Annotated in this window: 13 protein-coding genes; 3 read left to right on the top strand and 10 right to left on the bottom strand. The window is 39.3% G+C overall.

Annotated elements, in window-relative coordinates; genetic code table 11:
- Window positions 1–28 precede the first annotated feature (28 nt).
- The gene (locus A6J77_RS06195) at window positions 29–1,066 is read right to left on the bottom strand and encodes a M15 family metallopeptidase (RefSeq protein ID WP_083070262.1); all 1,038 of its coding nucleotides are present in this window, start codon (window positions 1,064–1,066) and stop codon (window positions 29–31) included.
- Between the two features lie 158 nt (window positions 1,067–1,224).
- On the opposite strand from A6J77_RS06195, the gene proB reads away from it, so the two are divergent.
- From proB to A6J77_RS06180, 3 genes are all read left to right on the top strand, one after another.
- Window positions 1,225–2,028 (top strand): glutamate 5-kinase, encoded by an 804-nt coding sequence (gene proB / locus A6J77_RS06190; RefSeq protein WP_083069122.1) that lies wholly within the window; start codon window positions 1,225–1,227, stop codon window positions 2,026–2,028.
- A gap of 92 nt (window positions 2,029–2,120) precedes the next feature.
- On the top strand, window positions 2,121–3,389 hold the full coding sequence (locus A6J77_RS06185; protein ID WP_083069115.1) for a glutamate-5-semialdehyde dehydrogenase: 1,269 nt from the start codon (window positions 2,121–2,123) through the stop codon (window positions 3,387–3,389).
- 106 nt (window positions 3,390–3,495) lie between these two features.
- A complete protein-coding gene (locus A6J77_RS06180; RefSeq protein WP_083069113.1) occupies window positions 3,496–4,494 on the top strand; it encodes an asparaginase in 999 nt (332 codons plus the stop codon).
- Between the two features lie 226 nt (window positions 4,495–4,720).
- Here the strand turns inward: A6J77_RS06180 and A6J77_RS06175 are convergent, their stop codons facing one another.
- The 9 genes from A6J77_RS06175 to A6J77_RS06135 all read right to left on the bottom strand — a co-directional run bounded on the left by A6J77_RS06175 (window position 4,721) and on the right by A6J77_RS06135 (window position 13,421).
- Window positions 4,721–5,803, bottom strand: a complete 1,083-nt coding sequence (locus tag A6J77_RS06175) for an LLM class flavin-dependent oxidoreductase (protein WP_083069111.1) — start codon at window positions 5,801–5,803, stop codon at window positions 4,721–4,723.
- A 153-nt stretch (window positions 5,804–5,956) separates the two neighbouring features.
- Complete coding sequence (locus tag A6J77_RS06170; protein WP_083069109.1) at window positions 5,957–6,385, bottom strand: PPC domain-containing DNA-binding protein; 429 nt, start codon at window positions 6,383–6,385, stop codon at window positions 5,957–5,959.
- Between the two features lie 190 nt (window positions 6,386–6,575).
- Window positions 6,576–7,325 carry a CpsD/CapB family tyrosine-protein kinase gene (locus A6J77_RS06165; RefSeq protein ID WP_083069107.1) on the bottom strand — a complete coding sequence of 250 codons (750 nt, stop codon included), beginning with the start codon at window positions 7,323–7,325 and terminating at the stop codon, window positions 6,576–6,578.
- Between the two features lie 11 nt (window positions 7,326–7,336).
- The gene (locus tag A6J77_RS06160; RefSeq protein ID WP_083069105.1) at window positions 7,337–8,092 is read right to left on the bottom strand and encodes a YveK family protein; all 756 of its coding nucleotides are present in this window, start codon (window positions 8,090–8,092) and stop codon (window positions 7,337–7,339) included.
- Window positions 8,093–8,233: 141 nt separating this feature from the next.
- Window positions 8,234–10,069, bottom strand: coding sequence for a polysaccharide biosynthesis protein (locus A6J77_RS06155; protein ID WP_083069103.1), 1,836 nt, complete (start codon window positions 10,067–10,069; stop codon window positions 8,234–8,236).
- A 75-nt stretch (window positions 10,070–10,144) separates the two neighbouring features.
- Window positions 10,145–10,921 carry a tyrosine-protein phosphatase gene (locus A6J77_RS06150; protein ID WP_083069101.1) on the bottom strand — a complete coding sequence of 259 codons (777 nt, stop codon included), beginning with the start codon at window positions 10,919–10,921 and terminating at the stop codon, window positions 10,145–10,147.
- 200 nt (window positions 10,922–11,121) lie between these two features.
- A complete protein-coding gene (locus A6J77_RS06145; protein WP_083069099.1) occupies window positions 11,122–11,577 on the bottom strand; it encodes an NUDIX hydrolase in 456 nt (151 codons plus the stop codon).
- An 11-nt stretch (window positions 11,578–11,588) separates the two neighbouring features.
- The gene (locus tag A6J77_RS06140) at window positions 11,589–12,461 is read right to left on the bottom strand and encodes a DegV family protein (protein WP_083069093.1); all 873 of its coding nucleotides are present in this window, start codon (window positions 12,459–12,461) and stop codon (window positions 11,589–11,591) included.
- Between the two features lie 90 nt (window positions 12,462–12,551).
- Window positions 12,552–13,421, bottom strand: coding sequence for a DegV family protein (locus tag A6J77_RS06135; RefSeq protein ID WP_083069091.1), 870 nt, complete (start codon window positions 13,419–13,421; stop codon window positions 12,552–12,554).
- Between the last annotated feature and the right edge of the window lie 233 nt (window positions 13,422–13,654).

The following is a 13,654-nucleotide window of genomic DNA, read 5'->3' as shown; positions in this document are numbered from 1 at the left end:
TTAGTTTGTGAACAATTAAGTCAGTCCTTTAAACTAAGCCTTCTTCAGTTAATGCTGTTTGATAGTTTACTAGGGCTAAGAATTCTTCTAATGTGATGTCATACTTAGTGATATATTGCGCAGCTTCTACACCAACATAACGGTAGTGCCATGGCTCAAAGCTATACCCCGTTACCTGCTCTTTTCCTTGTGGGTACCGTAAAATAAAGCCATAATCTTGGGCATTTTCTGCGAGCCATTGAGCTGATGGTTGGTCTGCATAAGCCTCATCTAAACTGCCACCTATTCCTGTCCATTCAGTGCCTAACCAGTCAAAGGCTAGTCCAGTTGAATGTTCACTGGCTTCTGCTGGTGCAAAATAATCATTTGTTAGGTCACGCGCTTCTGATTCTGAGTAGCCTTGAGCTAAGTAATCTTGAAAACCATTCTCCACATTTTGTGCTTGGTAAGCTATTGTTCGGTGGGCAGAAATAGTAGCGAGTGTATATCCAGCATTTGTAGCACCGTCGATTAGTGCAGTATAAGCATCTGTGATTGTGGCGTTATAGGGTTTACCTGAACTTGCATAAGCAAAATCCATCACTGGTTCGGTAAGTAATGGGTTAAGTTTATTGACTAATTGATTTTGTGCTGAATCTACATCAACTTCTTTAGGTAGGTCTGTCAGCAACTGGGCTAAGGCTGCAGTTTCGTCCAGTTCCAGCGCAGCAGCTACATTTGTTGCAATATCCTTCACAGAATAAGTTTGGATATCATCTGCATAGTCGGCTGAATATTCGGCCATTTGACTGACTTCTTCATCGGTTATCGCATTTGAAGCGACTGGCGTAGTAATGGTTTCTGCCAACTCAGCTTTATGTGCTTCAGCCTTTTCCCCATCTTCTGAAGAGGCAGCAGAGGCACTCTCTTCAGTGGCTGTGGTTGTGGTTGCGGTTTCTGTTGGCTGGTTTGTGGTCGTTTCTTTATCGGCATTGGTCTTGCTATAGCTGATATCATAGGCGCCGATGGCTAAAATAAAGGCCAAGACGACGGCGATGTAGGCCTTGTTAAATAGACTGATATTCATTTTTGACACTTAAGTCACTCCTCGTTTTTCCCATTTCTCTTTTACCTGCCTAAAATTCACAGGTCCTCTATGCTATAATAACAGAGTGAGATTTCAATTCGATTAAAAAAGAGTAAAACACTTTTAATATACAAAATTTTTAGGTGAGGGTGAATGAGATGAATCGTGAAGGAATTTTAAGCGCAGAGAGAATTGTTGTGAAAATTGGGACACATTCTCTTTTGAATGATCAAAATCAAATTAATTATAACCGGATTGACCGCCTAGCTTTGGCCCTTTCTACCTTAATTCAAGAAGGTAAAGAAGTAATTCTTGTAACCTCGGGTGCGATTGGTGTTGGTTCTGTCAAAATGGGCTTAACTAGCCGACCTACCGATATGGCATCACAGCAAGCGACTGCCGCTGTTGGACAAGTAGCTTTGATGAATTTATATAGTCGGTCATTTAACTACTACAGCCAATTTATCGGGCAAATCTTGTTAACACGGGATATTATCGACTTCCCGGATTCTTACAACAACTACAAAAATGCCATGAATGCCTTACTAGGTCAAAAAATCTTACCGATTATCAATGAAAACGATGCGGTAGCAGTTGATGAACTGGACCATCAAACCCGTTTTGGTGACAACGATACCCTATCTGCTTTAGTTGCTTCGACGATGGACGCGGATTTGTTGATATTTCTAACAGATGTAGACGGCTTTTATGATGACAATCCGAAGCGAAATCCTGATGCGGTTCGCTTTGATGTCTTGCATGAGGTGACTGACGATTTAATAGATATGGCTAAGGGTGATGTTTCGGCTTTTTCAACTGGTGGAATGGAAACGAAATTAACAGCTGCTAATGAATCTTTAAAATCCGGACAAATGACGGTGATTATGTCATCTGAAGATCCTATGCAGATTTTAGACTTAGTTAAGGGCGAATCAATTGGGACACTTTTCATACCAAAATAAGCGAATCCAATAGCCTTTCTCAAGAGAAATGGTTATAATTAATGAACACAATGAGAAAATACTCATAATTCTAATGTAATGGAGGTACAGACATGATTGATGCACAAGGTTTAGTGAATCTTGGTAAAGCGGCAAAGTTAGCATCACGGGAATTAGGCAAGTTGCCAAGCCAACAAAAAAATGCGGCTTTACTAGCAATGGCCAAGTCTTTACGGGATAACCAAGCGGCTATTTTAGCGGCTAACCAGGCCGATATTGAAAATACACGAGAGGCTGGTCGACGCCCCGAAAGCTTTATTGAGCGCATGACCTTAACTGAAAGCCGGATTGACAATATGGCCGCTGGTTTTGAAAAGGTGGCGAATTTGCCGGATATCATCGGGCAAACGGATGAAATGTGGTTTACTGAAGATGGCATTGAGATTGGGAAGAAACGTGTACCACTTGGGGTTATCGGGATTATTTTCGAATCACGTCCAAATGTAACAGCTGATGCTACTGCTCTAACCTTTAAAGCGGGTAATGCCGTGATTTTGCGTGGGGGTAGCGAGACTATTCAATCCAATTTAGCCATTATTGAAGCCATTAAAGCTGGTTTATCAAAAGCTGGCGTGACAACAGATGCGGTCAACTTGATCGACAATCCTGACCGGGCTTTAGCGACCCAATTTATGCAGATGAACCAATACTTGGATGTGTTAATTCCACGTGGTGGTGCAGCCTTAATTCAAAATGTCGTGAAGAACGCAACTGTGCCAACTATTGAAACCGGTATTGGAAACGACCACCTGTACGTACACGAAGCGGCTGATTTAGACAAGGCTTTAGCCATTTTGAAAAATGGGAAGCTGCAGCGGGTTTCAGTATGTAATGCTTTAGAAAACCTACTCGTCGACGAAAAAGTCGCGGAATCCTTCTTGCCACAAATCGTTGAATCCTTTAAGGCGGACAAGGTTGTGGTGCACGGGGACCAAAGAACGCAGGAAATCTTGCAAGGAAAGATCGACATCTTACCTGTCAATGAGGAAGATTATGCGACGGAGTTCTTAGCTTATGAAATTGCGATCAAAGTGACTTCTGGCTATGATGAAGCGGTTGAACATATCCAAACTTATTCATCTGCCCACACAGAAGTGATTGTAACCCAAGACTACTCGGTAGCCCGTCAATTCGTGGATGATATTGATGCTGCTGCGGTGGTTGTCAATGCCTCATCTCGCTTTACAGATGGCGATAAATTTGGATTCGGTGGGGAAATTGGAATTTCAACGCAGAAATTGCATGCCCGTGGACCAATGGGGATTGAAGCTTTAACGACTTATAAATACGTGATTTATGGGGACGGACAAATCCGTCTGTAAGGTTCAATTCGATTATATTACAATAAAGAGACTCTAGTGGATACACCTGTCTACTAGGGTTTTTCATGTTATAATGGCCCTAAACGATTTTTATGAGGAGTATGACATGACCAAGCGCGTTTTATTTATACTAACTGGTGGGACCATTTCGGCACAAGATTCTGACCACGGGCTCGTTGCCGGGACCATCAACCAAGAACTAACTGAAATCCTAGCGTCTTCTGGATTAGACTTTACTTATGATGCAGTCAATCTATTGTCTATCGATTCAACCAATATGCAGCCGGAAAATTGGCTTCATATGGCCCAAGTGATCCAGGACCAATATGAGGCTTATGATGGCTTTATTGTGGTGCATGGGACAGATACCATGGCTTACGGGGCTGCTGCCCTATCTTACCTGGTTCAAAATAGCGCCAAACCAATTGTCTTTACTGGGTCACAAGTGCCCCTATCAAAAATTGGCAACGATGGCGTGAAAAATATCCTAGATGCTGTAACCTACGCTATTTCTGACCAGGCTTACGCTGTATCGATTGTATTCCATGGGGAAGTCTTGCTGGGCACCCGGTCGCGCAAAGTCCGGTCGCGGTCTTATCAAGCCTTTCAAACCATCGATTTCGCCAACCGGGCAGTTGTCCGTTCACAAAGGGTTTTACCTATTTTAAATCAATCTAATGATTTAGGGCCAGTTGAATTCTACAACCGATTGAATCCGCGCGTGGGCTTGATTAAATTAACGCCCGGCCTTCCTGCTCAAGTCATTGAAGCCTATTGTCAAATGGTGGATGTGATCATTATTGAAGGTTTTGGGATTGGTGGGATTCCGCAATTGAGTGCTCTTGATTATGCAGGGCAAATTTGGGCAGCCGTTAAACAAGGCAAATATGTGATTTTAACCACACAGGTCCCAATGGAAGGGTCTGATTATGAAGTTTATGCAGTTGGCCAGTCTATTTTAGGAGAAAAGCATATTATTGAAACAGCCAATATTACCAGCGAAGCCCTAGTTATGAAGGCTATGTGGGCGCTTGGGAATTCGGAAGATTTTGACCATTTCAAAGCTATGATTCAAAGACCTATTGATTATGACTATCTGAAATAAAAAATAAAGCAGGTGCATCCTTTCAAGATGGTTGGGTGCACCTTATTTGAATATTCACTTTGTAAATATTGTTGTAAGCTCTTACAATGAGAATGATACGGCAAAAAGATAGCGGTTTTAAAGGTAGTTTGTATTCTTTTAAACAAAGAAAAAGAGCTGAATTGGTTATTTTCAGCTCCTTGTATTTTTATATATTCACAATGTTATATTGAATTATTGTTTTACACTAGTTTTTCTTAGTATATTTCTTCACTTCAGGAATGACCTTTTCACCTAGTAAATCAATGGTTCGTTTGATTTTACCAATAGGCACCCCACCCATATCAATTTGGCCGATATACCGGTCCATACCATAAACTTCATATTGGTAAAGCAATTTATCAACAATCGTTTCTGGACTGCCCGCCATCATCGTATCTTGAACAGATCTTGATTGAGCGAATTGTTGTTTAGGGAAAATTGAGCCGTTTGAATGTAAGAATGATGATTTTACATGGGGGTAGAATTCCGCCAAAGCTTCTTGACCTGTAGGGGCAATATACATAGGGCTAGCTGTCGTTAAAGGATAGGTTGTTGGGTCTATACCTAGGTTGGCTAATTCTTCACGATAGGCCTCTACAGCCGGATAAAAAGCCATAGCCGGCCCAGCTAGTGTAGTGAGAACCATAGGAATACCCGCACGTCCTGCTTTCACTGCAGAAGCTGGTGATCCACCTACACCCCGCCAAATTGGAATAAAGTGATTTTTTGGTTTAGGGAAAATTTCTGCTTGGTTTAAACGGTGGCGGAATTGCCCTTCCCAAGTGATTTTTTCACCCTTTTCAACTTGCTGGTTGATGTAATTCAATAACTCAAATTTTTCTTCGAACAATTCTTCATAGTCACGTAATTCATAACCTAATAGTTCAAATAAACCAATTCGAGATGCACGACCACCTACTAATTCAACCCGTCCGTCAGAAATTAAATCTAAAGTAGCGAAGTTTTCGTAAATTCGAACCGGGTCAGATGTCGATACAACAGTTGATGAAGAGGATAATTTAATCTTACTCGTCGCTTGAGCAATGGCCCCTAAAATGACTGCATGGGCTTGAGAGACAAAGTGTTCTTGGTGAGATTCACCAAGGGCAAAAATATCTAAGCCTGCTTGTTCAGCGTGCTGAGCTGTTTCGATTAATTCTTGAATTCTTTTTTGTTCCCCTACCCCTTGGTTGGTATGTGGGTTTAGGGCATAGTCACCTAAAGAATATAGGCCAAATTGCAAGCCTTCATTTGGTTTAAATCCAAACTTCTCTTTTATTGTTGTCATCATTATTCTCCGTTCATTTTTGAATATATCTTTAGATAGCTCTATTATAATTTCAAATCCGAATTAACACAAGAATTTAGCTTACAATTTGTTAGTTAGGGAACTTTCTGTTAGTCATACACCATTCATTTTACAATCAGACGGACATAGACCTTATTTATTGAAATCGAACAAATTCAAACCGGTTTCTGCTTCGTCTTTCGATCGTTCCACCTCACCAGAAATCATATGGACAAAAATTTCACCCGTACCTGAAATAATGGCTTCGTTCAAGTGACCACCAACTACTGACCCATCTGCACGGCCAAATGTAGCATGTAGGTGGTTATATTGTTCGCCGTCCATTATCGACATATTGCCGGTCAATGAAGTTAACTCTAACTCTTCACTTAGTTCGTTAGGGCTGTATGAACGCTCTGCCACATTGTATAGGCTGTATTTCACCTGGTCACAAGCGCCAATCCCTTGAACAGTTGCTAAAGAGATTTTCTCACGCTTAGCTAATTCTGCCAAAGTAGCAATAATTTCTTCGCCTCTATCAAGTCGTACAACTAACACATCACCAAATCGTCTATAATCCATTCGTATATTCTCCTTTGCCGAAATTCACAAGTTATTTTACTTCTCCGACTAGGATAACATACCCAGAATCAAAAGCATTATCAAAAGTCATCCAAAAAATGATCGAAATCCCTAGCATTCCTGACTAAACCGATTCGCGAGCGCAAAAAAAGAGATGGAGCCGAAACTCTATCCCTTAGTTTGAAATCTATTATTTGCTTGTTTCGCTTTGACCATAGCCATAACCGTAGCCATAACCATAACCGTAGCCTAATTTATTGGCATCTTCACCGTTATATACGGCACCAATGACGTTGGCATTTACCACGTCCAATAAATCTTTTGTTTTGCGTACTTCGTTTTTGTTAGCAATTCCTGAACGCACAACCACAATCACGCCATCTACACGCGTTGCAACAACTTGTGCATCGGTAACAGCTAGAATTGGTGGTGTATCAAAAATAACTAAGTCAAACATTTCTTCTAATTCGCCGATTAATTCAGCCATACGGTTTGAACCCAATAGTTCAGACGGGTTTGGTGGAACTGGACCAGCTGCTAAAATGTAAATATTTGCATCCGCAACATAGTTTACAGTATCCATGATGTTTGCATCACGGTCTGTTAGTAAACTTGTCAAACCAACAGTTGTGTTGATATTGAATGTTTTAGCTACTGTTGGTTTACGTAAATCAGCGTCTACTAATAAGACACGCAAGCCTTGTTGCGCCATTACAGCAGCAGTGTTAGCTGTAACAGTTGATTTACCTTCCCAAACACCAGATGATGTGAACATGATTGATTTAAAATCATGGTCAACCATTGAGAATTGGATATTTGTACGGATTTGACGGAAAGATTCAGAAATGGCGTCATTTGGTTGCGTAACAGTAATTAAACTAGCGCCTAGGCGTTGTTCTGCATTCATCTTGTCAAAATGTTTTCTTTTATTCTTAAACAAAATTGAACCTCCTAGACACGACGACGGTTTCTAGAACCATCTTTGACTGCATTACCTTTGAAGCGCGTATCTTCAACTTTACTTTTATCCATTTGTGGAATAGTTCCTAATAAAGTCCAACCAAGCTCTTCAATGATATCACTGCTCTTAACTGAATTATCTAACATTGCATTGACTAATTGCCATACAACACCGACAATTAATCCTAACAATGCACCAATAATGATATTTAAAATGACATTTGGTGAAGTTGGCGATTGACCAGGCTCCGCAGGTGTCACAATTGAAACATTCTCAACTTGTAATACTTGTTGTACAACTTCAGAGAAAGATACAGCAATTGCGTTGGCTAAGTTAGCAGCAACATACGGTGATTCATTTTCTACAGAAATGGTAAATAGTAATGAATCGGAATCCATAGAAACTGTCACGTTTTCTGCTAATTCACTAGCCGTCATGCCTTCTGCTTCAGGTACATTTGCAATGGCAGGATCTAAAACCAATGGCCGACTAACCAATGATTGGTAAGTATTTAAAAGCGTCAAGTTTGCTTGTAAGCCTGCTTGTGTGATTGTATTTTCTGTAGTAGCGGTAGCAGTATTATTTACAACAATATCAGTTGTAGATGTATATTTTGGTGACATTAAGAAAAATGTCACTAAGGCTGCTAATACAATCCCAATGATAGTGGTTGAAATAATCTTCCAAATATTCGCAGTAAGAATATTCAGTATCTCAATTAAAGAGATTTCTTGGGTGTCGTTCATCTCGTCCTCCTCGAGCAAATATAATTGATATTATTTACTTCCTATTTGAATATATTATCATAACTATGTCAGTCTACCATACCAGTTTTTAAGTTTTCAATAAGATATTGATTTATCTATCATTTTTTTACTTGATTCTCATTATCCATTATCAGATGTCTTTGCATCACGATGGACAAATTCAACTAATTTTTTATTTAAACTATCATCATCTACCGCAGTTAAATCTAATGTTTCAACAAATTCATAGATTTCTTCAACCGGTCGACTCTTAATTTTTCCAACAAAAATTTTATCATCAACTTTTTGTCCAGTTGTTTCATCCGTTAATAGTAATTCTTCATATAATTTCTCACCAGGACGAATACCACTTTCAACAATCGGAATTTCTTTTTCAGTGAAGCCTGATAATTTAATCATTTTCTTAGCAAGGTCCAGAATCAATACATCTTTACCCATATCTAAGATAAATAATTCACCACCCTGTGCCTTGGCACCTGCTTGGATAACCAAGCGACTAGCTTCAGGAATCGTCATAAAGTAACGACGCATTCTAAAGTCTGTAACTGTAACTGGGCCACCTTTTTCAATTTGCTTTTTGAATACAGGAATAACGGAACCACGCGAACCTAGTACATTACCAAAACGTACAGCAGCAAATTTAGTGTGGGGCGAAATTTTATCCATACCAGTAACTAGCATCTCTGCAATTCTTTTAGAAGCGCCCATCACATTTGGTGGATTATTCGCTTTATCTGTAGATACCATAACAAAGACATCTACATTCGCTTTTTTGGCAGCATTGGCAACATTCATTGTGCCGTAAACGTTATTCTTTACTGCTTCAGTTGGATTAGCTTCCATTAACGGCACATGTTTATGCGCTGCTGCATGGTAAACGATATCTGGTTTGTAGGTTTGCATGATTTGTTCAATATGTTCTTTATCTTGAACGTCCGCAATGATTGGAATAATCCGGGTATTTGGTAAGTCTTTTTGAGCAAACTCTTGATTGATCAAGTAGATTGAGTTTTCTCCGTGCCCTAAAAGATAAATCGTTTTTGGTGCGAATTTAGCTACCTGACGACATATTTCAGAACCAATTGAACCACCGGCACCTGTAACTAAGATGTCTTTACCAGAGATTTGACGGAAGGCATCTGAATCGTCTAATTCCACTTCGTCACGACCCAACAGGTCAGAAATTTCAATTTCTTGAGGACCAGATACTGTATCCATTTGATAGCCTAAAAGTGTTTTTTCAACTGAAGGCATCTGACGAACGTCTACATCGTATTCAATACCCCAATCTAAAATTTGTTCAATTTTTTCACTTGGCAAAGTTGGTGCAGTAATAATGATATTTTGTAAATGGTATTGTTCAATAATATCTGGAATATCATCCACACAACCTAGAATACTTAAATTATCCATCTTCTTATGTAGAAGATCTTTATCGTCATCCACAAACCCAACAAAGCGATAAGCCCCATCATTTTTAAATTGTTTAAGGAAGGTATTCCCTCCTCGACCAGCACCAACAAGCAATGTCGGTTCAAAGACGCCTTCACCATTCGGTACGTTATTTCTACGATCCATTGCAAATCGCCATAACGCACGTGACACAAATGTTAACCCAATGGCGAATACAGTTAATAAAAATACTAAACGAATGGAAAAACTTCTATAAATGATAGCTGCAGACGCTAAAGTTAAAATTGACGCAATAAAATGGGTAATTAGTAAATCCGATGCCCCTTTGAAACTCATATAGCGGATAATCAGATTGTAGTTTTTGGTTGCTAAACTAGCTAGTATATAGGCGATGAAATATATAATAGACAAGCCTGCCGTCATTGACACGGTTAAACCTACATACATCTCAAGTAATAAATATGCCGTAAAACCAGCGACTAATATTGATACAAAATCAGCAATCGCTAGTATCGAATATTTTTGATATTTAGAAAAATTCATTTACGCATTACGCTCCCAACTTTTTCTTTTCTTTTTTCCTGATACATATTTATAACAAACTATAAATCCAATAAACTAAAAGAGACCGAAGAATTTCTTCTTACGTTTTGGTTGGTCTAAAACAAAATTGGTGATCATTGGATCCCCATTCACCAAACTTTTAGCATTGGCTTTAAAATCAAACACGATACTAGTCCCATACTCAACCTGCATTTTATTGAAGGCTGCCTCCATATTAAAGCCCCTAGGTCCATGTGGACGGTGGGCATCTGAAGCCAGCATATGGACAAGATTTTCTTCAATCAACAAACGACTCGTTTCTTCAACACCAGAACCAAACTCCCCTAAATATGAAGCTGCTGTTAACTGTGCGTAACAACCCATCTCCACAAAACGTTTTAATACTTCTGGTTTTTCAATAATCCTTTGATTTCGTTCCGGATGAACGATGATAGGACGAATATTACGGGATAACAGATCAAAGAAAACTTGTTCTGCATAATGCGGTACTTCATGGCTTGGAAATTCAATTAAAATATAATGGTCATCTAAATCTGTAAATAAAATTTCAGCTTGGTCAATATGGTCCAATAATTCACCATGAAGTCTTACTTCTTGTCCTGGGAATACAACCAAATCAATGCCTCTACGGTCCAACTCTACTTGTAATTGACCAACCGCCTCTTCAACCTTAATACGTTCATTAACGAATTCTGAATTACGGTGGTGAGGTGTGGCTAAAATATGGGTAATCCCTTCTTGGACAGCGACATTCGCCATCTCTATTGACATTTCAATATCTTTAGCACCATCATCCACCCCAGGTAATATATGATTATGGATATCTATCATTACATTCCCTCCTTTTCATTTAGTGAATGAAGTATTGTGATCACTACATACCTAAAAAAGATTCAGGATACATGAATCTTTCTGTAAATAGGGCATTTTCATTTCTACAATATACTATATATAAACAATTCATATGTAAAAAATTGGTATAGTCACCTTACAATTTCACAACAATCACTTATTTCCAACTACTATATACTCTACCGCTTCTCAACCAATTTTAAAACATCATTTTCATCATATACTAATTTAATATCTATCAGAGCGGTGGTTTGGATTAATTCTTTAAGAAAAATACGGTCGCCTGCCCAAAGGGTTAGGTCAAAAATCTTATCCTTGTCTACCCAGGCTAAGTCCCCTTCTCGAGTTTCCCCAACTTCATTATTTTCTAATTGACCCGTATATAAGAAAATATACATGGGTTCTTGGTCAGCGTAGATAAAAGTGACTACCCCTCGAAAAACGGCTGATTTCAAGTTTTGGCTAGCCTCTTCCTTGACTTCTCTTTCCAAACATTCCATAGGTGATTCACCTTGTTCAAATTTACCGCCAAGCCCAATCCATTTCCCGTGGTTGACGTCGTTGGCTTTTTTCGTCCGGTGGAGCATCAAGTATTGGTCTAAGTCATTTTCCAAGTAAATAAGTGTTGATAACATATTGCCCTCACTTAGTCTAAGTCAGCGTCTACTAGTAACCCCATACCTAAGGAGCCCTTACCTCCGTGAACCCCCAAAACAGGTGTTAAATAACGGATAATGATGTCTTCATTTGGATAGTGTTCTAGGAAAAAGTCTCTGAATTCAACGGCCTTATCATAAGCATCACCGTGGGCAAAGCCTAAATGCAGACGGTCACCGAATTGGTCACGGGCTTCTTCATAGATATGCAACCAAGATTTTTTAATCTTTCCTTCAGTACGGATTTTCTCAAAAACGTCTACTGTACCGTCATCTTCAAATCGTAGGATAGGAAAGATTTTTAATACCGACCCGATAAAGGCTGAGGCTGCTTTGGCCCGGCCACCTTTAACTAAGTTGTTTAAATCTTCAATAAAGATATAAATTTCTGAATCTTGAATCATTTGGTTCATTGCTGGAATAATTTGTTCAGCTTTATAGCCTGATTCAATCAGACGAATCAATTCTTTCACTTCGTGAGCAATAATAATGGATACAGCCTTGGTATCGATTAAGTGGACATTGATTCGATCTTGATATTCTTGCATGACCATACGGGCTGTTTGGAAGGTCCCACTCAGTTTACTAGACATAAAGACCCCATAAACCTCGTCGTAACCCTTGGCTATTAGTTCATCCATAATTCGGTAATAGTCCGCTGGTTCGGGTTGAGATGAGGTTGGCAATTCGTCTACACTCACCATTTTGTGGTAAAAGTGTTTCAAACTCATTTCGTTTGTGGTATCATCCATCACTTCGCCATCTTTAAAAGCGACCTTTAAAGTTACCTCGTACACATCGGGATGGTTTTTTAATTCGTCAGGCAAACTAGATGTACTATCTACAATGATTGCTGAGCGCATAATATTCTCCTCCTTGTAACACTTGGTGTTGTGTTTATTCAAGGTACATTATAACAAAAAAAATGCGATAAATCGCATTTTTCTCGAATATTACAATTCGGCATCTACCAATAAAAAGATCCCAATCGAACCGTTCCCTACATGGGTCCCTACAACCGGCGTTAAAGCAGAAATAGTTACTTGTGACATATCCATATCATCTGACATATTGGCAACAAGTTCTAAGGCGCGTTCTGAAGCGTTTGAGTGGGCTATAGACACATGTAAACGGTCGCCATACTTAGCGTGGGCAGTCTCGTAAATCCCTTTGAATTTTTCTTTCATTTTACGATCAGTACGGATTTTATCAATCACTTCTAGCGCACCCGTTTGGTCAATTTTAATTAAAGGTGTGATTTTTAATAGGTTACCAAAGAAGGCACCGGCAGCTGATAACCGGCCTCCTTTTACTAAGTTATCTAATGAACCCACCAAGATGTAAGTTTCACTTTCATTAGCAACTTGTTTTAGGGCGGGTACGATTTTTTCCGCCTTGTGGCCTGCTTCTAGTAAACGTAGGCATTCGCGAACTAGGTGTTGCGATACCCCTGAAGTCGATTTAGCATCGATAATATGGGTAGTTACTTGGTCAGTAAATTCACGTGACACAGCTTCTAATGAAGATTTAGTCCCACTTAATTGCCCTGAAACGACCACGCCATATACTTCATCGTAGCCCGCTTTGACGATTTCTTCATATACGTCATATATTTGACCGTTTGTCGGTTGTGATGTTGTAGGCAGCACTGTCATTGTTTCTAATTCATTGTAGTAGTCAGAAATCACTTGGGGATCGCTTGAATCTTCACGGACTTCTCCGTCTGGAAAAATAACGCTCAGTTTAATTTGGAATACATTTTCCAAATTGCTAAGGTCTTCTGGTAAAGTTGCTGTTGAGTCAACGATAATTGCTGTTTTCATATTTACGGGTCTCCTTAAAAATACATCATTGTACTAAAAATGGTGTCGTCATAGTTTACCATGACCGCGAGACAAAAAAAGAGCAAGTTTTAACAACTACTCCTTTTACTAGTTATCATAACTAGATCATTCGTAAAGTTTCATTAGCCATTGCGACGCGCTTCAAGTTCAGTAGTATTTTTATCACAGAAGATAGGCGTCTAAAAGATACTATTATCATAGCACTAGAAGAA

Source organism: Aerococcus viridans (assembly GCF_002083135.2).
Lineage (GTDB): Bacteria > Bacillota > Bacilli > Lactobacillales > Aerococcaceae > Aerococcus > Aerococcus viridans_C.
This window is presented reverse-complemented; position numbering and strand designations above follow the sequence as displayed.